The sequence below is a fragment of the Pseudomonas shirazensis genome, from assembly GCF_050496565.1.
Classification (GTDB): Bacteria; Pseudomonadota; Gammaproteobacteria; order Pseudomonadales; family Pseudomonadaceae; genus Aquipseudomonas; species Aquipseudomonas shirazensis_A.
Genome location: NZ_JBNWAE010000008.1, coordinates 1 through 19,895, shown reverse-complemented (window position 1 = coordinate 19,895; position 19,895 = coordinate 1). Strand labels below are relative to the sequence as shown.

Genomic DNA, 19,895 nt, shown 5'->3' with positions numbered 1-19,895 from the left:
GGCTGTGGGCAAGAAATTGAATTTGCTCGATTTTTACCGCACGCCAAGAGCTGCAGCGAGCCCTTGAGCAGCTATCGCAGGTCAGCCTCGGCCAGGGTCAGCTGGCGTGCAATGGCGTCAGGTCGCCAGCGCTGGCGCGCAACCTCTAGCACCTCAGCCGGGCTGGCTTGCTCAAGCGCAGGCTCGGTCGCCTGCCCCAGTGCACGCAGCGCGCGCAGCAGGAGAGGGGTGGCCTGCTCAGGTGCCAGCGGTGGCGAGCGGTATGACTTGCCCAGCTTGTGCCCGTCGGGCTGAATCAGCAGCGGGATGTGCAGGTAGCGCGGCTGGGAAAAGCCCAGCAGTTCTTGCAGGTACAGCTGACGCGGGGTGTTGTCGAGTAAGTCGGCGCCGCGCACGATATCGGTAACGCCTTGCCAGGCATCGTCCAGCACCACTGCCAGCTGGTAGGCGTACAAACCATCGCGGCGTTGAATGATGAAGTCGCCGATTTCTCGGCCCAGGTGCTGGGCGAACGGCCCTTGCACACGGTCATCGAAGCGATAGTTCAGCTCCGGCACGCGGAAGCGGATCGCCGCGCCCTCGCGGGCGTGGCCGGCGTTGCGGCACGTGCCAGGGTAGATGCCGTTGCTGCCCTCCAGTTGCTTGCGCGAGCAGGTGCAGGCATAGGCCAGCCCCTGCCGGAACAGGTGCTCGACCACGTCGGCATAGGCAGCATGGCGCTGGCTCTGGTACACCACCTGGCCGTCCCAGTGCAGGCCGTAGCCTTCGAGGGTGCGCAGGATTGCATCGCGGGCGCCAGGCATCTCGCGCGGCGGGTCGGTGTCTTCCATGCGCAGCAACCAGCGGCCGCCAACGGCGCGAGCGTCCAGCCACGAGGCCAGTGCGGCCACCAGTGAGCCGAAGTGCAGAAAACCACTGGGGGTAGGGGCGAAGCGCCCGACGTAGGGGGAGGCAGTCATGGTTTTACGTCATCTTCACAATGAAAAACGGGGCGCCTGAGCGCCCCGTTCGATGAAAAGCACGATCAGGCTTTGCCGACCTGCTTTTCTTTCTTCTCTGCCACTTCCTTGCAATCGAAGCACAGGTCAGCGGTAGGGCGAGCTTCCAGACGGCGCAGGCCGATCTCGATGCCACAGGCTTCGCACCAGCCGTATTCCTCGTCGACAATCAATTGCAGGGTCTTGTCGATTTTCTTGATCAGCTTGCGCTCGCGATCACGGGCGCGCAGTTCAAGGGCGAACTCTTCCTCTTGCGAGGCACGGTCCGCTGGGTCGGCGAAGTTGGCCGCCTCTTCTTTCATATGGTCAACGGTCTTGTCGACGCCGATCATCAACTCCTGCTTCCAAGCACTCAGGATCTTGGTGAAGTGCTTGCGCATGGGTTCACCCATGTACTCTTCACCCTTGCTCTCCTGATAGGGCTCAACCCCATAAAGGTTCTGACTGGCTTTTTGCTTTTCTAGGGTGGACATGAATAGACCGCCTCTCACTCATCTGATCCAATGCGCAGGATGCTCCATCTCCGGCGACCGCCGGCCCTGCGACTGCGAGCCGCCGAACTTACCAGATAGATCGGGGGTGCGCTACCCCGGCCGATCTCACTGTTGACAGCGGCCCGCGCTACGCGTTCAGTGGCATGTTGACGCTTGATTCACCAGTCTAGACGCATTTCATAGAAGGCCCCCAATGGCTCAGTCCTACAGTGCGCGCAGCCGCGCCATCGAACCTTTCCATGTCATGGCCCTGTTGGCCCGCGCCAACGAGCTGCAGGCCGCCGGCCATGACGTGATCCATCTGGAAATCGGCGAGCCGGATTTCACCACCGCCGCGCCGATCGTGGCTGCCGGCCAGGCTGCGCTGGCGGCGGGGCATACCCGTTACACCGCCGCGCGCGGGCTGCCCGCACTGCGCGAAGCGATCTCTACCTTTTATGGCAAGCGCTACGGGCTGGACATCGACCCGCAGCGCATCCTGATCACACCAGGCGGCTCGGGCGCGCTGCTGCTGGCCAGCAGCTTGCTGGTCGACCCCGGCAAGCACTGGCTGCTGGCAGACCCTGGCTATCCGTGTAATCGCCATTTCCTGCGCTTGGTCGAGGGCGCGGCGCAGTTGGTGCCGGTCGGGCCAGAGGTCAATTATCAGCTGACTGCCGAGTTGGTCGCGCAGCACTGGAAGCAGGACAGCGTCGGTGCGCTGGTGGCATCGCCGGCCAACCCCACCGGTACTGTGCTCGACCGCGATGAGCTGGCCGGCCTGGCGCAAGCGATACGCGCCCGCGATGGCCATCTGGTGGTGGACGAGATCTATCACGGCCTGACCTACGGTATGGACGCGCCGAGTGTGCTCGAAGTGGCCGATGACGCCTTTGTGCTGAACAGTTTTTCCAAATATTTCGGCATGACCGGCTGGCGCCTGGGCTGGCTGGTGGCGCCGCCGCAGGCGGTGGCCGATCTGGAGAAGCTTGCGCAAAACCTCTACATCAGCGCCCCAAGCATGGCTCAGCACGCCGCGCTGGCCTGTTTCGAGGATGACACCCTGGCCATTCTCGAACAGCGCCGTGGCGAATTTGCCAAGCGCCGCGACTATTTGCTGCCGGCGTTGCGCAACCTTGGCTTCGGTATCGCCGTCGAGCCGCAAGGCGCCTTCTATCTATATGCCGATATCAGCAAGTTTGGTGGCGACGCCTTCGCCTTCTGCCGGCACTTCCTCGAAACCGAGCACCTGGCGTTCACGCCGGGCCTGGACTTTGGCCGCCATCAGGCCGGTCACCATGTGCGCTTCGCCTATACCCAGAGCTTGCCGCGGCTTGAACAGGCGGTTGAGCGGTTGGCCCGCGGCCTGCGCAGTTGGCAAGGCTGATGGCGCAGTTTCCTCAACTGGAACAGGGCCGCCTGCTGCGCCGCTACAAGCGTTTTCTGGCCGATATCGAACTGGCCAACGGCGAGCAACTGACCATTCATTGCCCCAACACCGGCTCGATGCTCAACTGCATGCGCGAAGGCGGCCAGGTCTGGTTCAGCCGCTCCAACGACCCCAAGCGCAAGCTGCCCGGCACCTGGGAAATCAGCGAGACGCCACAGGGCCGGCTGGCCTGCATCAATACCGGGCGGGCCAACGCACTGGTTGAAGAGGCGTTGCATGCCGGGGTGATCAGTGAGCTGGCCGGGTTTACCGCCCTCAAGCGCGAAGTGGCGTATGGCAGTGAGCGCAGTCGGATCGACTTTCGTCTGGAGTTTGCCAGCGGGCCGGCCTATGTCGAGGTCAAGAGTGTCACCCTCGGCTACCCAGACAGCGCTGTGGCGGCGTTTCCCGATGCTGTCACCCAGCGCGGTGCCAAGCATTTGCGCGAGCTAGCGGCACTGGCCCGCCAGGGGATCCGTGCGGTGCAGCTGTATTGCGTCAACCTCAGCGGGATCGAAGCGGTGCGGCCTGCCGATGAAATCGATGCCGCTTATGCTGCGGCGTTGCGCGCAGCCGTGGCCGAAGGCGTCGAAGTGATCGCCTATGGCACCCGCCTGGATGCCCGGCAGATTTGTATCGACCGCCCGCTGCCGGTGTTGCTCACGCGCTGAGCCAGATGCCCTGGCTGTCTTCATGGCAAGCCAGGGCCTGCAGTTGCTCACCCTCGCACGGGCCGGCCACGCACTCGCCATTTTCGATCAGAAACAGCGCCCCATGCTGGGCGCAGTGGATCAGGCTGGCGCTGGTATCCAGAAACGTGTCGTCTGCCCAGTTCAACGGGATGCCCTTGTGCGGGCAGCTATTGCGATAGACAAACACCTGGCCGTGGCGGCGCACGGCAAACAGCGCCTGGCCTGCTACGTTGAATGCACGGCTGTGGCCTTCAGCAAGTTGCTCGGAAGCACATAGAAGCTGCATCGCGGGAAATCGTCCTGCGGTAAAAGGTTGGCACAAGGCAGCGCTTGACGCTCAATGAGAATAATTATCAAATTGTGCGCTGCTGCGTTGGCCGACTATGGTGCGCAGTTCTGCCGTGGGCCACAAGGCGCACGGCCTGTCTTCTGCAAAGGAATCCGCTGATGCGCCGTCCCGCTGCTCTGCTTGCCCTGTGCGCTGCACTTGTTATGTCCACTAAGGCGGCGGCTGCCGAACTGCCGCAGCGCTGGGTCAGTGCTGGCGGTGCCTTGAGTGAGTGGATCAGCGCGCTGGGTGGTGAGCCGCGGCTGGTCGGCGTCGATACTACTAGCCAACACCCGGAAGCACTGACTGCGCTGCCGAGTATCGGCTATCAGCGCCAGTTGTCGGCCGAGGGCATCCTCAGCCTGCGTCCTGACCTGCTGGTCGGCACTGACGAAATGGGCCCGCCGCCGGTGCTGGCGCAGATTCGTCAGGCCGGGGTGCGGGTGGAGGTGTTCTCGAGCAAGGCCGAGCTGGCGGCGCTGGATGCCAACCTCGAAAAACTGGGCAGCCTGCTTGGAGAAGAAGGGCGCGCCGGGCTGCTGGCGGGTCAGTTCCATCATGAGCTGAATGCCGTGCAGACCAAGCTCAAACAGGCTCAGGCCGCGCAGAAAGCGCCCGGCGTACTGCTGTTGGTCGGTCATGCCGGCGCCAAGCCGTTGATCGCCGGCGTGGGTACGGCGGGGGATTGGCTGCTGGGCCAGGCCGGTGGGCGCAACTTGGCCGTGCATCAGGGCTACAAGAACTTCTCGGTCGAGGCGCTGGCAGCACTCGACCCAGACGTCATAGTAATTGCCGACCGCAGCCTGAGCGGTGAGCAGGCGGTGCAAGCGCTGCTCAAGGAAAACCCAGGCCTGGCCAGCTCGCGCGCGGTGCGCGAGAAGCGCCTGGTGTCGCTGGACCCAACCCTGCTGGTGGGCGGTCTCGGCCCGCGACTGCCGGCGACCCTGCAACAGCTGGCTGGTGAGTTTTATCCACAGGCCAAAGCCAGCTTCGCCCCATGAAGCAAAGGGTTCAGCCACGCAACTTGTTCATCGGCCTGAGCCTGCTCTGCCTGCTGGCGGTATGGCTGTCGCTGGCGCTGGGGCCGGTCAGCCTGCCATTACTGGATACCCTGCGCGCCGGCTTGCGCCTGCTCGGCGTGCCGATTGCGGCTGATGGGCTGGAGCAGGCCGAGCTGATTCTGGGGCAGATCCGCCTGCCGCGGACCTTGCTCGGGCTGGCGGTGGGCGCCGTGCTGGCGTTGTCCGGAGTGACCATGCAAGGCCTGTTTCGCAACCCGCTGGCGGACCCGGGGCTGGTCGGGGTGGCGAGCGGCGCTGCGCTCGGCGCTGCTATTGCGATTGTCGGCGGCAGCTGGCTGGGCGGCATTCCGGAGTGGTTTGCGCCGTATCTGCTGTCAGTGTGTGCCTTTGCCGGTGGCCTTGGGGTCACGGCGCTGGTCTATCGGTTGGGTCGGCGTGACGGTCAAACCAACGTTGCCACCATGCTGCTGGCCGGCATCGCGCTGACTGCCCTGGCCGGCTCGGCGGTGGGTTTGTTCACCTACCTGGCCGATGACGCCACCCTGCGCACCTTGACCTTCTGGAACCTGGGCAGCCTCAACGGGGCCAGCTATGCCCGGCTGTGGCCGTTGCTGGCGGTGACCCTCGCCGTGGCGCTGTGGCTGCCGAGGCGGGCGCAGGCACTCAACGCCTTGCTGTTGGGCGAGTCGGAGGCGCGGCATCTGGGCGTCGAGGTCGAGTCGCTGAAGCGCGAGCTGGTGTTCTGCACGGCCCTGGGCGTTGGTGCTGCGGTGGCCGCCGCCGGCCTGATCGGTTTTATCGGGCTGGTGGTGCCGCATCTGGTGCGGCTGCTGGCCGGGCCTGATCACCGGGTGCTACTGCCCGCTTCATTGCTTGCCGGCGGCGCGCTGCTGCTGTTCGCTGACCTGGTCGCACGGCTGGCGCTGGCGCCCGCCGAGTTGCCGATCGGTATCGTCACTGCGTTCATTGGGGCGCCGTTCTTCTTGCTGTTGCTGCTCAAGGGGCGCCACTGATGCTCGAAGCCGAAGGCCTGCATTTGCAGCGTGGCAGCACCGAGGTGCTGCACGATATCAGCCTGAGCCTGAAGCCAGGGCAGGTGCTCGGTGTTTTGGGACCCAATGGCGCCGGCAAGAGCAGCCTGCTCGGCGCGCTGTGCGGTGAACTGATACCCAGCCAGGGCCAGGTGCGCCTGGGAGGGCGGGGCCTGGCCGAGTGGGCCGGGCAGGCGCGGGCGAGGCAATTGGCAGTGCTGCCGCAAGTGTCCAGCCTGGGCTTTGCCTTTCGGGTTGAAGAAGTGGTTGGTCTTGGTCGCTTGCCCCATGCCAGCGGCCAGCAACGTGACCGCGAGATCATCGAAGCTGCGCTGCACGCGGCGGATGCCCAGCATCTGCTTGAGCGCAGTTACCTGGCGTTGTCGGGTGGCGAGCGCCAGCGGGTGCACCTGGCGCGGGTGCTGGCGCAATTGTGGCCGGGCGAGGCGGGCGCGACGCTGCTGCTCGATGAACCCACCTCGATGCTCGACCCGCTGCACCAGCACACCACCTTGCAGGCCGTGCGCAGTTTTGCCGACCGCGGCGCGGCGGTACTGGTGATCCTGCATGACCTGAACCTGGCCGCGCGCTACTGTGACCAGCTGATGCTGCTTGAGCACGGCCGTTGCCACGCCCTGGCCAGCCCGCGCGAGGTACTGACGCCAGAGGCGCTGAAGGCGGTGTTCGGCATCGATGTGCTGGTGCAGGATCATCCTGAACGCGGCCACCCGCTGATCATCATGCGCTAAGGAGCTTGCCCCATGATCTGTCGCCTGCTGTTGCTTGGTTTGCTGCTAGCTCTTGGCGGCTGTCAGGCGCGACAGGCCAGCCTGCCGCCGCTGCCCGCCTGGCAGGCCAGCGAGGGCCGCGCCAGTGCACAGTTGGGGCAGATTCACGAGCTCGCCAGTGGTCGCCTGCTCAGCCCTGAACAACTGCTGGACGAGTTGGCTGAGGCGCCGCGGGTGCTGGTTGGCGAAAAGCACGATAACCCTGATCACCACGCGCTGCAGTTGTGGCTGTTACAGGCGTTGCAGGCGCGCCGGCCGCAGGGCAGCCTGCTGCTGGAAATGCTTCAACCCGAGCAGCAGGCGCGGGTCGATGCGCTGGCTGGCGCCGCGCAACTGCCGGCCGATCTAGCCAAGGCGCTGGCCTGGCAGGACGGCTGGGACTGGGCGCTGTATGGCCCGATCGTGCGCCAGGCGTTGCAGCAGTCGACCCCGCTGCTGGCGGCCAACCTGTCTACCAGTGAACTGCGCCAGGCCTATCGGCAGCCTGCTGCGCTGAGCGGGCAGCGCTCGAATGCGCCTGTAGTCAAAGCCGGACTGCTCAAGCAAGTGCGTGAGGGGCATTGCGGGCTGCTGCCTGAAAGCCAGTTGCCGGCCATGCTCGCGGTGCAGCAGCAACGCGACCGGCGTATCGCCGAGCGGATGCTGGCGGCAGGGCAACCGGCGTTGCTGTTCGCCGGCAGTGCCCACGTGCGCAAAGACCTCGGCGTGCCGCTGCATTTGGCTGATCTGGGGGCTACAGGCGCGAGCAAAGTGCTGATGCTGGCCGAGGTAGGCACTGAAGTGCAGCCGAGCATGGCCGACTTTGTCTGGTTTACGGCGGCGCTGCCTGAGCAGGACTATTGCGCCCAGTTGCGCAGCCAGCACTGATCATTCGCGGCCCGCGGCGACGCTTGAGCCGAATCGCGGGCAAAAAAAGACCCGGCAAAAAGCCGGGTCAATAACCGTGATTAGCCTGATGAGGAGATAATCTGAGAGTCCGAACCAAGGTCTTTCAAATTACCCAACCAGTCTCGCGACCAGCTGTGATAATCATAACGATTCTCATTTCTACGTCAATCCCTTCACTGCAATTTATTTAAGATTTTTCTGCAGCGTGCATTTTGCATCCAGTTGCTGATTCAGAGCTTCCTTGCGTTCGGCCGGCAAATCATTCCAATGCATGTCGAGCAACGCCCCCTCGATTGCATACAGCAGGACCTTGGACGCGCGAAAGCCTCTGCTCTTCACTGCCTGATAAGCGCCGACCGCGCCGAGCCTGCGCAAGTCGGATGCACTGTGGATGCCGACCGCATGCAACCACTGCGCGGAGGTCTTGCCGAGGTTTTTCAGGTGCTGCAACTCATCGTTCATCGAGCCTCCTTGCGATGGCTGAACGGGGGCATATCGAAAATCGTGAGCAGGTCAGACAGGAGTGTAGCGGGGGTTGGCGAATTCGCCCGCAAAGCCCGCCGGGCACGGCGGGCAGGGCAACGCAGGGCAATTGCTGCCCCACGCTTTGAGGATGTTACAGGCCTGGCAGGCGCTGACGGATCTGCTCGATCACGGCGTCCATAGCGGCGCCTTGCTGGGTATCGACGCGGGTGCTGTCGCGCAGCTCCTGCTCGTCCAGTGGATCGCGACTGGCCTGCTGGGCCTTGACCACTTCGAGGGTGGCATCGGACGGGTCAAGCTGCTCGGCCTGACGCTGTGCCAGCCAGCTTTCGATGACAGCATCCGGCGCGTGGCAGTCGAGGATCAGCAAGGGCACGCCAGTCTGGTTGGCGACGCTGGCGGCGGCCTGGCGCTGCTCGCGCTTGAGGTAGGTGGCGTCCAGTACCACCGGGAAGCCGGCGCGCAGGATCACCTCGGCCAACTGATGCAGGCGCTGGTAAGTGGCCGCGCTGGCATCGTCGGCGTAAATGCCGCCTTGCAGCTGGCCGGCTGCCTGGGCCTGCTGTTCACCGAACAGGCGCTTGCGCTCGACATCGGAGCGCACGCGGATCGCCCCCAGGGCTTCGACCAGGCGCATCGACACGTGGCTTTTGCCCACTGCCGAAACGCCATGAGTGATCGCCAGCAAGCGTGAAGGGATGGCGCTATAGCTTTCCGCCAGGTTGGCGTAGTTGCGATAGGTGCGCAGAGTGGTGGCGCGCTGCACGCCATCGGCGTCGGCCGGCATGCTGAACAAGGCGACCTTGGCCCGCACCAGAGCGCGGTAGGCCTTGTAGAAGTTGAGCAGCTCCAGGCCCTGGTAATCGCCGGTCAGCTCCAGGTACTGGCTGACGAAGCGCCGCGCCAGGCACTTCAGGCCGCGGTCTTCGAGGTCCATGGCGAGGAAGCCGGTGTCGGCCCAGACATCGGTCATGCGGAACGGCTCGTTGAACTCGATGCAGTCGAAGATCACTACGTTGCCGTCGATCACGGTGGCGTTGCCCAGGTGAATGTCACCGTGGCACTCGCGGATGAAGCCGTCACGCTTGCGCGCCTCGAACAGGCCGTGCAGGCGGTCGAAGGTGCTGCGGGCCCAGGCTTGCAGGTTGTCCAGTTGTTGCAGGTCGGCTTTGTCGCTGAGGAACGGGCGAATCTGCTCGAAGTTCTGCTCGACCGGGGCCATAACGCTGTCCGGGGTGCCGAACGGCTGCTCGGCGGCGACTTTCGGCGTCTGCTGATGGAATTCGGCAATCTGCCGCGCCATCTGGTCGATGTGGCTGGCGGTCAGTTCACCGTTGGCCTGCAGGGTGCTGAGCAGGTTGCTCTGCGGGAACTGGCGCATGCGCAGGGCGAACTCGATCGGTGCACCTTCGCCGCCCAGTTGCGGCGCCTCGGCGCTGCCGGTGATCGGCAGCACGTCCAGATACAGATCGTCGGTCAGGCGCTGGTTCAGGCGCAGTTCTTCGTTACAAAAGTGTTCACGCTGGTCGAGGCCGGTGAAGTCGAGGAACCCGAAGTTCATCGGCTTCTTGATCTTGTAGGCGTACTCACCGGTGAGCAGGACCCAGGAAATATGCGTCTCGATAAGCTGGAAGCCGCTGACCGGGTGCGGGTAAAGGGCGGGGTTCTGCAGGGCACTGATGAGGGCTTGGCTCACGGGCAATCCTTCCGGGATAAGGGAATTCGAATGCGCCATTATGGTCAATGGTGCCGTCCCTGCATACCGCCGGGCCTGCCTTGACTAAAGTGCGTATAATCCGCCGCCATGACTCGATCCCGAAATTCCCGTACTGCGCAAAAACGCTCGCCTGGTCGCTCGCGCGTCTGGCTGGGCTGGGCCCTCAAACTGAGCCTGGTCGGCCTGGTGCTGCTCGCCGGCTTTGCTATCTACCTTGATGCCATCGTCCAGGAGAAGTTCTCCGGCAAGCGCTGGACCATCCCGGCCAAGGTGTATGCCCGGCCGCTGGAGCTGTTCGTCGGCCAGAAACTGAGCAAGGACGACTTCCTCACCGAGCTCGACGCCCTTGGCTATCGCCGTGAAAGCGCGGCCAATGGCCCGGGCGCGGCGTCGGTCAACGGCAACAACGTCGACCTCAACACCCGCGGCTTCCAGTTCTATGAAGGCCTGGAGCCTGCGCAGTTCGTGCGTGTGCGCTTCTCTGGCGATTATGTGGCGGGCATGACTGGCGCCAATGGCGGCAAGCTCGATGTGGTCCGGCTCGAGCCGCTGATGATCGGCGGCATCTACCCGAAAAACCTCGAAGACCGCATCCTGATCAAGATCGATCAGGTGCCGCCGTACCTGCTCGAAACCCTGGTTGCCACCGAAGACCGCGACTTCTACAGCCACTTTGGCGTGTCGCCCAAGGGCATCGCCCGGGCGATCTGGGTCAACACCTCGTCCGGCGCCATGCGCCAGGGCGGCAGTACCCTGACTCAGCAGCTGGTGAAAAACTTCTACCTGACCAGCGAACGTAGCCTGACCCGCAAGCTCACCGAAGCGATGATGGCCGTATTGCTCGAAATGCATTACGACAAGCGCGAGATTCTCGAGGCCTACCTCAACGAGGTCTTCGTCGGTCAGGATGGCCAACGTGCCGTGCACGGCTTCGGTCTGGCCAGCCAGTTCTTCTTCAGCCAGCCGCTGCAAGAGCTCAAGCTGCACCAGATCGCCTTGCTGGTCGGCATGGTCAAGGGACCGTCCTACTACAACCCGCGGCGCTCGCCTGAGCGTGCGCTGGTGCGCCGTAACCTGGTCCTCGACCTGTTGGCCGAGCAGGGTGTGGCCAGCCAGGAAGTGGTCGACGCGGCGAAGAAAATGCCACTGGGCGTGACCAAGCGCGGCAGCCTCGCCGACAGCTCGTTCCCGGCCTTCCTTGACCTGGTCAAGCGTCAGCTGCGTCAGGACTACCGTGACGAAGACTTGACCGAAGAAGGCCTGCGCATCTTCACCAGCTTCGACCCGATCCTGCAGATGAAGGCCGAGACCGCCATGAACGAGACGTTCAAGCGTCTGGCCGGGCGCAAGGGCTCGGATGCGGTCGAGTCGGCGATGGTCGTGACCAACCCGGAAACCGGCGAAGTCCAGGCCTTGATCGGCAGCCGCCAGGCCGGCTTTGCCGGCTTCAACCGCGCCATCGATGCGGTGCGCCCGATCGGCTCCCTGGTGAAACCGGCGGTGTACCTCAGTGCACTGGAAAAACCGAGCAAGTACACCCTGACCAGCTGGCTGCAGGACGAGCCATTCTCGGTCAAGGGCGCCGATGGCCAGGTCTGGCGGCCGCAGAACTACGACCGCCGTGCGCATGGCACCATCTACCTGTATCAGGGGCTGGCGCACTCGTACAACCTGTCGACCGCCAAGCTGGGCCTGGAAGTCGGCGTGCCGAACGTGCTCAAGACCATCGGCCGGCTCGGCGTCAACGTCGACTGGCCGGCGTTCCCGTCGATGCTGCTCGGCGCTGGTGGGATGTCGCCGATGCAGGTCGCGACCATGTACCAGACCATCGCCAACGGCGGCTTCAATACGCCAATGCGCGGCATTCGCAGTGTGCTCACCGCCGAAGGCGAGCCGCTCAAGCGCTACCCGTTCCAGATCCAGCAGAGCTTCGACCCAGGTGCCATTTATCTGGTCCAGAACGCCATGCAGCGGGTCATGCGTGAAGGTACCGGGCGTTCGGTTTACAGTGTCCTGCCAAGCTCGCTGACCCTGGCCGGCAAGACCGGCACCAGTAACGATTCGCGCGACAGCTGGTTCTCCGGGTTCAGCCAGGATCTGCTGGCAGTGGTCTGGCTCGGCCGCGACGACAACGGCAAGACGCCGTTCACCGGTGCCACCGGTGCGTTGCAGGTCTGGACCAGCTTCATGCGCAAGGCCGACCCGTTGCCACTGGACATGCCGCAGCCGGACAACATCGTCCAGGCCTGGATCGACCCGTACAGCGGGCAGGGCTCGGACAGCAGCTGTCCGGGGGCGGTGCAGATGCCGTATATTCGCGGCAGCGAACCGGCCGCTGGCGCTGCCTGCGGTGGTGAACAGCAACCGGCCGACTCGGTCATGGACTGGGTCAAGGGTTGGATGAATTGAGCACTGCGGGCCTGCTGGGATCACCCACTGGCCCGTAGCCGCATTTAGAGAGGGTGATAAGTGAACAAGTGGTGGCTTCCTGCCTTGACCGCGCTGGCCATGCTCCATGGCTGCGCCAGCGTTCCACGCGGCAACATTCCGGTGGTCGACTCGAGCACCCGGGTATCCAACAGCGAGCGGGTCACCGCCAACCAGCGCACGCCGGTTGCCGCCAATGGCACCAGCCAGGCGCAGTCGCTGCCTGAGGACTCCGGCGTGACCGTGATGATCCCGCAAGGCGCTGGTGCTTCGTCGATCCAGACCTTCCCGGCTGGCAATGCTGCGCCGATCAGCAGCGCGCCGATCGATACCACGCCGATTACAACCAACCCCAACCCGATTGCCGACGAGCCGTTCGACATCGCCTCGATGAACAGCGCTCCGGCGGCGACCAGCGCGCCCACCGGTATACCGCGCAGCGCGCCAGCTGGCGGCCTGTCGGCTGACGAGCAGCTCGATGGCCCGGTGCTGGCGCTGTTGACCACGGCCCAGCAGCAACAGGGCGGTGGCGACCTCAATGGCGCTTCGTCGAGCCTTGAGCGCGCTCAGCGGATTGCCCCGCGCGAGCCGCAGGTGCTGTTCCGCCTGGCCCAGGTGCGTCTGGCCCAGGGTGATTCAGCCCAGGCCGAGCAGCTCGCACGGCGCGCGCTGACCTACGCCAATGGCCGCCCGAGCCTGCAAGCGGAACTGTGGAACACCATCGCCCAGGCCCGTGAAAAGCAGGGTGACAGCGCCGGTGCAGCGCTGGCTCGGCAGAAAGCCCGGGTCAATCTGTAATGGTCGAGCAACGTATCCTCGACATCGCCGACCATTTGCTGCTGATCGAGCACGAATTGCGCGGCCAGGGCTGGTGGAGCGAGCAGGCACCCAGTGCCGAAGCACTGGCCAGCGTTACGCCGTTTGCGGTCGATGCGATGAGCTTCGAGCAGTGGCTGCAGTGGATTTTCCTGCCACGCATGGCGTTCATCCTCGAACACGCCCAGCCGCTGCCGAACGCCTCGGGCATTCTGGTGATGGCTGAAACGGTTTTCGCCGATCGCCCGGAGCAAAGTCGCGAGCTGCGCCGACTATTGGCTGAATTTGACCAATTGATCGGCACATCCGCCTGATTTCTGCTCTTTTTCAGACTAGAGCCGCAGATTGCGGCTCTTTTTTTGATTTTTGTTTGGTTTTCTGCTGCTGTGAACTCTATTCGTGGTGGAACAAATTCATCTCGAGGAAAAATTGGCAATAATTTTTCTTGACATAACCTCGGCGAATCACAAGAATCAGGTTCCGCTTTAGAGGGACTGCCAGAAGCAGACCCGCTAAGCAGATCATGAGGCGCATACCCGCGCCGACTTGTAACACCCCGCAACGCGTTACCTCGCGCTGGGTGGGAAAACCCCGCAACACTCTGGGGCGCTCCCAATACTTGCTCAGTCAGTGCTGACGTTCGCTCGTGCTCTGCTTGGCAGTAAACCTATTAAGACCCGTCCATCAGGGACGGTATTCTGGCGTTTTAGAGGTGAACAACGTGGAGCTTTTATCTGGCGCTGAGATGGTCGTCCGCTTCTTGCGTGACGAAGGCGTTAAGCACATCTACGGGTACCCTGGCGGTGCTCTCCTTCATGTATACGACGCGCTGTTCAAAGAGCCGGAAGTCGAGCACATCCTGGTTCGTCACGAGCAGGCTGCAACCCATATGGCTGACGGCTATGCCCGTGCCACCGGCAAGGCTGGCGTAGTGCTGGTGACTTCCGGCCCGGGTGCAACCAATGCCATCACCGGTATTGCCACCGCGTACATGGACTCGATTCCGATGGTGATCCTGTCGGGCCAGGTGCCGAGCACCATGGTCGGCACCGACGCCTTCCAGGAAACCGACATGATCGGTATTTCCCGGCCGATCGTGAAGCACAGCTTCATGATCAAGCATGCCTCGGAAATCCCCGAAGTCATGAAAAAGGCCTTCTACCTGGCGCAATCCGGTCGTCCTGGCCCGGTCGTGGTCGACATTCCAAAAGATATGACCAACCCGGCCGAGAAGTTCGAGTACGTCTATCCGAAGAAGGTCAAGCTGCGTTCCTACAGCCCGGCCGTACGTGGCCATTCGGGGCAGATCCGCAAGGCAGCCGAGATGATCCTCGCCGCCAAGCGTCCGATCGTCTACTCCGGTGGTGGCGTGATCCTCGGTGGTGGCTCCGAAACCCTGACCGAAATCGCCAAGTCGCTGAACCTGCCAGTCACCAACACCCTGATGGGCCTGGGTGGCTTCCCTGGTACCGACCGCCAGTTCCTCGGCATGCTCGGTATGCATGGCAGCTTCACCGCCAACCAGGCGATGCACCATGCCGACGTGATCCTGGCTGTCGGCGCGCGTTTCGATGACCGTGTGATCAACGGCCCGGCCAAGTTCTGCCCGAATGCCAAGATCATCCACATCGACATCGACCCGGCGTCCATCTCCAAGACGATCAAGGCCGACGTGCCGATCGTAGGTCCAGTCGACAGCGTGCTCAGCGAGATGATGGCGATCTTCAAGGAAATCGGTCAGCAGCCTGAAAAGGCCGCACTGGATGCCTGGTGGAAGCAGATCGACGAATGGCGTGGCGACCGCGGCCTGTTCCCTTATGACAAGGGCGACGGCAGCGTGATCAAACCGCAGACCGTGATCGAAACGTTGTGTGAAGTGACCAATGGCGATGCCTACATCACCTCCGATGTTGGCCAGCACCAGATGTTCGCTTCGCAGTACTACCGCTTCAACAAGCCGAACCGCTGGATCAACTCCGGCGGCCTGGGCACCATGGGCTTCGGCTTCCCGGCTGCGATGGGCGTCAAGCTCAACTTCCCCGACCAGGACGTGGCCTGTGTGACTGGCGAAGGCAGCATCCAGATGAACATCCAGGAGCTGTCCACCTGCATGCAGTACGGCTTGCCGGTGAAGATCGTCAACATGAACAACGGTGTGCTGGGCATGGTTCGCCAGTGGCAGGACATGGCCTACAACGGCCGTCACTCGCACTCGTATGTCGAGTCGCTGCCGGACTTCGTCAAGCTGGTCGAGGCCTATGGTCACGTCGGCATCCGCATCACCAGCCTCAAGGACCTCAAGCCCAAGCTGGAAGAAGCGTTCGCCATGAAAGATCGGCTGGTGTTCATCGATATCGCGATTGACCGCACCGAGCACGTCTACCCGATGCAGATCAAAGACGGCTCGATGCGCGACATGTGGCTGAGCAAGACGGAGCGTACCTGATATGCGGCACATCATTTCTCTGCTGCTGGAAAACGAACCCGGTGCCTTGTCTCGCGTGGTCGGCCTGTTTTCCCAACGCAACTACAACATTGAAAGCCTGACCGTGGCGCCGACCGAGGACCCAACCCTCTCGCGCCTGACCCTGACTACCGTTGGTCATGACGAGGTGATCGAGCAGATCACCAAGAACCTGAACAAGCTGGTAGAAGTGGTGAAGCTGGTCGACCTGTCGGAGAGCGCGCACATCGAGCGCGAACTGATGCTGGTCAAGGTCAAGGCAACCGGCGCCCAGCGCGCCGAGATCAAACGCACCACGGATATTTTCCGTGGGCAGATCGTCGACGTCACCGCCAGTGTGTATACCGTGCAACTGAGCGGCACCAGCGACAAGCTGGACAGCTTCATCCAGGCGATCGGCACTGCATCGATTCTCGAAACCGTGCGCAGCGGCGTTACCGGCATTGCCCGTGGCGACAAAGTGCTCAGCGTCTAACTTAAACAAATAGCGATGGCTCCGCAGGGGCCGAGATCTAACAGGGGTATTTCATGAAAGTTTTCTACGACAAAGACTGCGACCTTTCCATCATCCAAGGTAAGAAAGTCGCCATCATCGGCTACGGTTCGCAAGGCCACGCTCAGGCGTGCAACCTGAAAGACTCCGGTGTAGACGTAACTGTCGGTCTGCGTAAAGGTTCGGCTACCGTTGCCAAGGCAGAAGCGCACGGCCTGAAAGTGGCTGACGTGGCTTCGGCTGTTGCTGCTGCCGACCTGGTCATGATCCTGACCCCGGACGAATTCCAGGGCACTCTGTACAAGAACGAAATCGAGCCGAACATCAAGAAAGGCGCCACCCTGGCCTTCTCCCACGGTTTCGCGATCCACTACAACCAGGTTGTGCCACGTGCCGACCTCGACGTGATCATGATCGCGCCGAAGGCCCCAGGCCACACCGTGCGTTCCGAGTTCGTCAAAGGCGGCGGCATCCCTGACCTGATCGCTATCTACCAGGACGCTTCGGGCAACGCCAAGAACGTTGCTCTGTCGTACGCTGCAGGCGTCGGCGGCGGCCGTACCGGCATCATCGAAACCACCTTCAAGGACGAGACTGAAACCGACCTGTTCGGCGAGCAGGCTGTTCTGTGTGGCGGTACCGTCGAGCTGGTCAAAGCCGGTTTCGAAACCCTGGTTGAAGCTGGCTACGCGCCAGAAATGGCCTACTTCGAGTGCCTGCACGAACTGAAACTGATCGTTGACCTCATGTACGAAGGCGGTATCGCCAACATGAACTACTCGATCTCCAACAACGCCGAATACGGTGAGTACGTGACTGGCCCAGAGGTCATCAACGCCGAATCGCGTCAGGCCATGCGCAACGCTCTGAAGCGCATCCAGGACGGCGAATACGCCAAGATGTTCATCTCTGAAGGTGCTACCAACTACCCATCGATGACCGCCAAGCGTCGTAACAACGCCGCCCACGGTATCGAAGTGATCGGTGAGCAGCTGCGTTCCATGATGCCTTGGATCTCGGCTAACAAAATCGTCGACAAGACCAAGAACTGAGTCTTTGCGATGACATGAAAAACGCGGCTTAGGCCGCGTTTTTTCGTTTAAGCGGCGCGCTTCTGGTATAAAGCGACCAGTGGCTTGCCGTCAGTTTGTGCTTCGCAAGCCTGTATCGAACATTTTCCAATCAAGGTAATTTTCATGAGCGAACGTCCCGAAGAGCCGAACACGCCCTCCGACGCCGAAAGCCTGCTACCTGTAGATGAGCACGTTGAAGAAGGGCATGACGCCGAAGGGCGCAAGGTCCGTCACCGCGGTATCTACCTGCTGCCCAACCTGTTCACCACGGCCAACCTGTTCGCCGGCTTCTACTCGATCATCAGCTCGATCAGCGCGCAGAGCGCCATGAGCGCGGGTGATCCGCGCGAGGCGAGCAAGTACTTTGCGTTTGCCGCTATCGCCATTTTCGTGGCCATGGTGCTCGACGGCCTGGATGGCCGGGTAGCGCGCATGACCAACACCCAGAGCGCATTCGGCGCCGAGTACGACTCGCTGTCGGACATGGTCGCCTTTGGTGTGGCGCCGGCGCTGCTGGCATTCGGCTGGGCACTGGGGGACATGGGCAAGGTCGGCTGGATGGTTGCCTTCATCTATGTCGCTGGTGCTGCGCTGCGTCTGGCACGCTTCAACACCCAGGTCGGCACTGCCGACAAACGTTACTTCATCGGCCTGGCCAGCCCGGCGGCGGCAGGTGTGGTGGCCGGTACCGTATGGGCCTTCAGCGATTTCGGCATTCAGGGCTCGAAGCTGTCGTTCCTGGTGGCGCTGCTGGTGGCGGCTGCGGGCATGCTGATGGTCAGCAACGTCAAGTACAACAGCTTCAAGGAGCTCGACCTGCGCGGGCGGGTGCCGTTCGTGGCGATCCTTGCGGTAGTGCTGGTGTTTGCCGTGGTGTTCAGCGACCCGCCGCGCATTCTGCTGCTGATCTTCCTCGGTTATGCCGTGTCGGGCCCGGTGCAGTATCTGCTGCGGGTACGTCGGCAAAAAAACTGAAGTTGATTTAATGACGGAATAACCTTCCGGCTCCATAGTCTTACGGGTACATCAGTTGCCCGCACTGTGGAGCCGTTATGCTCATCAAGATCGCTCGTCCGTCCGACTGCAAAGCGTCGGATATCACACCTGAAGGTATCTACCTTTCTCGCCGTGCCATGCTCGGTGCTTCCCTGGCGGGTGCCGCCGTGGCTGCATTGCCTGGGGTTGTGCTTGGCGCCGAGCCGTCGCGCTACGCCGATGTCGAACCGGGCGCCGCGCCGGGCTGGTTCAAGGACAAGCTCGGCGCTACCCGCTGGGGCGCGGTGACGGTCGAGAACGAAGCGATCACGCCGTTCAAGGACGCCACCCATTACAATAACTTCTATGAGTTCGGCACCGACAAGGGTGATCCGGCCGCCAATGCCGGCAGCCTGAAAACCGAGCCGTGGAGCCTGGTGGTGGATGGCGAGGTGGCCAAGCCCGGGCGCTATGCGCTGGAAGACTTCGTCAAACCCTATCAGCTGGAAGAGCGCATCTACCGGCTGCGCTGCGTCGAGGCCTGGTCGATGGTGATCCCCTGGCTGGGCTTTAGCCTGGCGCAGGTGCTCAAGCAGGTCGAACCGACTTCGAAGGCGCGCTATCTGCGCTTCGAAACCCTGCAGGACCCAAAGGTAATGCCGGGCCAGCGCTCATCCTTTGCCTTGATCGACTGGCCCTACGTAGAAGGCCTGCGCCTGGACGAGGCGATGAACCCATTGGCGATTCTTGCGGTGGGCATGTATGGACGTGAGCTGCCTAACCAGAATGGTGCGCCACTGCGGCTGATCGTGCCGTGGAAGTACGGCTTCAAAAGCATCAAGTCGATCGTGCGCATCAGCCTGGTGGCGGAGCAGCCGCAAACCACCTGGGAGCGCCTGGCGCCGACCGAGTATGGCTTCTATGCCAACGTCAACCCGACGGTCGATCATCCGCGCTGGACGCAGGCTCGTGAGCGGCGGCTGCCGAGTGGCCTGTTCAGCCCGAACGTGCGCGATACCTTGATGTTCAACGGCTATGGCGATGAAGTCGCGTCGTTGTACAGCGACCTTGATCTGCGGAAGAACTACTGATGCGTTATTCCTGGTTGCGTCTGGGCATCTTTGTGCTGGGTTGTCTGTTCCCCAGCTGGTGGCTGTATGAGGCGGCGACCAACCAGCTCGGTCCGGACCTGGGCAAGATCATCATGGACAGACTGGGTCTGGGGGCGCTGATCTTCCTTTTGATCACCATGAGCATGACGCCGCTGCAGCGGCTTACGGGCTGGTCGGGCTGGATCGTGATCCGCCGGCAACTGGGGCTGTGGAGCTTTGCTTATATAGTGCTGCACATGATCACCTACATGGTGTTCATCCTCGGCCTGGACTGGGGGCAGTTCGGCGTTGAGCTGCGCAAGCGGCCGTACATCATTGTCGGTGCGCTGGCCTTCCTCGGCTTGCTGGCCTTGGCGCTGACTTCCAATCGTTACAGTCAGCGGCGCCTGGGTGCGCGTTGGAAGAAGCTGCACAAGCTGGTGTACCTGATTCTTGGGCTGGGTTTGCTGCATTTCCTGTGGATCGTGCGCTCGGACCTTAAAGAGTGGGCGGTCTATGCCTCAATAGGCGCGTTGCTGTTGCTGCTGCGGGTTCCGCTGGTAGCGCGGCGCGTTCCGCGTTTGATCGGCAGGCGGGGCAGGGCGGTGTGAAGGGCTTGTTCCACTGATATTGCACAAAGCTCAAATTAACGGTTGACGGGGTTCTGTAAGCGCTTATAATGCGCCCCACTTCCAGCGTAGTTGGAG

At 62.6% G+C, this 19,895-nt stretch carries 20 protein-coding genes; 15 read left to right on the top strand and 5 right to left on the bottom strand.

The genetic code is table 11. The features are described 5' to 3' along the window. Nucleotides 1–71: 71 nt before the first annotated feature. Nucleotides 72–959: a tRNA glutamyl-Q(34) synthetase GluQRS gene (gluQRS, locus tag ACQZ2L_RS13215; RefSeq protein ID WP_430326498.1), complete on the bottom strand. Its 888-nt coding sequence runs from the start codon at nucleotides 957–959 to the stop codon at nucleotides 72–74. A 65-nt stretch (nucleotides 960–1,024) separates the two neighbouring features. Then, the gene (gene dksA, locus ACQZ2L_RS13210) at nucleotides 1,025–1,471 is read right to left on the bottom strand and encodes an RNA polymerase-binding protein DksA (protein ID WP_101322139.1); all 447 of its coding nucleotides are present in this window, start codon (nucleotides 1,469–1,471) and stop codon (nucleotides 1,025–1,027) included. A 214-nt stretch (nucleotides 1,472–1,685) separates the two neighbouring features. Between dksA and ACQZ2L_RS13205 the strand changes: the two genes are divergently transcribed. Together ACQZ2L_RS13205 and sfsA are read left to right on the top strand one after the other, a co-directional pair. Next, nucleotides 1,686–2,858, top strand: a complete 1,173-nt coding sequence (locus ACQZ2L_RS13205; RefSeq protein ID WP_430326496.1) for a pyridoxal phosphate-dependent aminotransferase — start codon at nucleotides 1,686–1,688, stop codon at nucleotides 2,856–2,858. After that, complete coding sequence (gene sfsA, locus ACQZ2L_RS13200) at nucleotides 2,858–3,571, top strand: DNA/RNA nuclease SfsA (protein WP_430326494.1); 714 nt, start codon at nucleotides 2,858–2,860, stop codon at nucleotides 3,569–3,571. Before ACQZ2L_RS13205 ends, sfsA begins: the two co-directional genes overlap by 1 nt. Here sfsA and ACQZ2L_RS13195 read toward each other — a convergent pair. Further along, nucleotides 3,561–3,878, bottom strand: a complete 318-nt coding sequence (locus tag ACQZ2L_RS13195) for a Rieske (2Fe-2S) protein (RefSeq protein ID WP_430326492.1) — start codon at nucleotides 3,876–3,878, stop codon at nucleotides 3,561–3,563. The genes sfsA and ACQZ2L_RS13195 overlap by 11 nt on opposite strands. Nucleotides 3,879–4,036: 158 nt before the next feature. On the opposite strand from ACQZ2L_RS13195, the gene ACQZ2L_RS13190 reads away from it, so the two are divergent. Genes ACQZ2L_RS13190 through ACQZ2L_RS13175 form a run of 4 tightly spaced genes read left to right on the top strand, consistent with a single transcriptional unit; the run spans nucleotide 4,037 to nucleotide 7,628 of the window. Continuing rightward, nucleotides 4,037–4,921, top strand: a complete 885-nt coding sequence (locus ACQZ2L_RS13190) for a heme/hemin ABC transporter substrate-binding protein (RefSeq protein ID WP_430326694.1) — start codon at nucleotides 4,037–4,039, stop codon at nucleotides 4,919–4,921. 50 nt (nucleotides 4,922–4,971) lie between these two features. Continuing rightward, nucleotides 4,972–5,955 (top strand): FecCD family ABC transporter permease, encoded by a 984-nt coding sequence (locus ACQZ2L_RS13185; protein WP_430326693.1) that lies wholly within the window; start codon nucleotides 4,972–4,974, stop codon nucleotides 5,953–5,955. Continuing rightward, nucleotides 5,955–6,722 (top strand): heme ABC transporter ATP-binding protein, encoded by a 768-nt coding sequence (locus ACQZ2L_RS13180; protein WP_430326490.1) that lies wholly within the window; start codon nucleotides 5,955–5,957, stop codon nucleotides 6,720–6,722. Before ACQZ2L_RS13185 ends, ACQZ2L_RS13180 begins: the two co-directional genes overlap by 1 nt. 12 nt (nucleotides 6,723–6,734) lie before the next feature. Then, on the top strand, nucleotides 6,735–7,628 hold the full coding sequence (locus ACQZ2L_RS13175; protein WP_430326488.1) for a ChaN family lipoprotein: 894 nt from the start codon (nucleotides 6,735–6,737) through the stop codon (nucleotides 7,626–7,628). A gap of 204 nt (nucleotides 7,629–7,832) precedes the next feature. Here ACQZ2L_RS13175 and ACQZ2L_RS13170 read toward each other — a convergent pair whose 3' ends face one another. Both ACQZ2L_RS13170 and ACQZ2L_RS13165 read right to left on the bottom strand, forming a co-directional pair. Continuing rightward, nucleotides 7,833–8,111: a TfoX/Sxy family protein gene (locus ACQZ2L_RS13170; RefSeq protein WP_101322131.1), complete on the bottom strand. Its 279-nt coding sequence runs from the start codon at nucleotides 8,109–8,111 to the stop codon at nucleotides 7,833–7,835. Between the two features lie 154 nt (nucleotides 8,112–8,265). Beyond that, nucleotides 8,266–9,828 (bottom strand): AAA family ATPase, encoded by a 1,563-nt coding sequence (locus ACQZ2L_RS13165; RefSeq protein WP_430326486.1) that lies wholly within the window; start codon nucleotides 9,826–9,828, stop codon nucleotides 8,266–8,268. 108 nt (nucleotides 9,829–9,936) lie between these two features. On the opposite strand from ACQZ2L_RS13165, the gene mrcB reads away from it, so the two are divergent. From mrcB to msrQ, 9 genes are all read left to right on the top strand, one after another. Next, nucleotides 9,937–12,258, top strand: a complete 2,322-nt coding sequence (gene mrcB, locus ACQZ2L_RS13160; protein ID WP_430326484.1) for a penicillin-binding protein 1B — start codon at nucleotides 9,937–9,939, stop codon at nucleotides 12,256–12,258. A 60-nt stretch (nucleotides 12,259–12,318) separates the two neighbouring features. Continuing rightward, entirely contained in the window at nucleotides 12,319–13,074 is a 756-nt protein-coding gene (locus ACQZ2L_RS13155) for a hypothetical protein (protein WP_430326482.1), read from the top strand. Next, nucleotides 13,074–13,406, top strand: coding sequence for a YqcC family protein (locus ACQZ2L_RS13150; RefSeq protein WP_430326480.1), 333 nt, complete (start codon nucleotides 13,074–13,076; stop codon nucleotides 13,404–13,406). Before ACQZ2L_RS13155 ends, ACQZ2L_RS13150 begins: the two co-directional genes overlap by 1 nt. Before the next feature lie 407 nt (nucleotides 13,407–13,813). Beyond that, nucleotides 13,814–15,538 carry an acetolactate synthase 3 large subunit gene (locus ACQZ2L_RS13145; RefSeq protein WP_430326478.1) on the top strand — a complete coding sequence of 575 codons (1,725 nt, stop codon included), beginning with the start codon at nucleotides 13,814–13,816 and terminating at the stop codon, nucleotides 15,536–15,538. A 1-nt stretch (nucleotide 15,539) separates the two neighbouring features. After that, nucleotides 15,540–16,031 carry an acetolactate synthase small subunit gene (gene ilvN / locus ACQZ2L_RS13140; RefSeq protein WP_101322126.1) on the top strand — a complete coding sequence of 164 codons (492 nt, stop codon included), beginning with the start codon at nucleotides 15,540–15,542 and terminating at the stop codon, nucleotides 16,029–16,031. A 53-nt stretch (nucleotides 16,032–16,084) separates the two neighbouring features. Beyond that, nucleotides 16,085–17,101 carry a ketol-acid reductoisomerase gene (gene ilvC / locus ACQZ2L_RS13135; RefSeq protein ID WP_103438582.1) on the top strand — a complete coding sequence of 339 codons (1,017 nt, stop codon included), beginning with the start codon at nucleotides 16,085–16,087 and terminating at the stop codon, nucleotides 17,099–17,101. Between the two features lie 144 nt (nucleotides 17,102–17,245). Further along, entirely contained in the window at nucleotides 17,246–18,097 is an 852-nt protein-coding gene (gene pssA / locus ACQZ2L_RS13130; protein WP_101322124.1) for a CDP-diacylglycerol--serine O-phosphatidyltransferase, read from the top strand. A 77-nt stretch (nucleotides 18,098–18,174) separates the two neighbouring features. Further along, the gene (gene msrP / locus ACQZ2L_RS13125) at nucleotides 18,175–19,188 is read left to right on the top strand and encodes a protein-methionine-sulfoxide reductase catalytic subunit MsrP (protein WP_430326475.1); all 1,014 of its coding nucleotides are present in this window, start codon (nucleotides 18,175–18,177) and stop codon (nucleotides 19,186–19,188) included. Next, nucleotides 19,188–19,799 (top strand): protein-methionine-sulfoxide reductase heme-binding subunit MsrQ, encoded by a 612-nt coding sequence (msrQ, locus tag ACQZ2L_RS13120; RefSeq protein ID WP_430326473.1) that lies wholly within the window; start codon nucleotides 19,188–19,190, stop codon nucleotides 19,797–19,799. Before msrP ends, msrQ begins: the two co-directional genes overlap by 1 nt. Nucleotides 19,800–19,895: the final 96 nt, after the last annotated feature.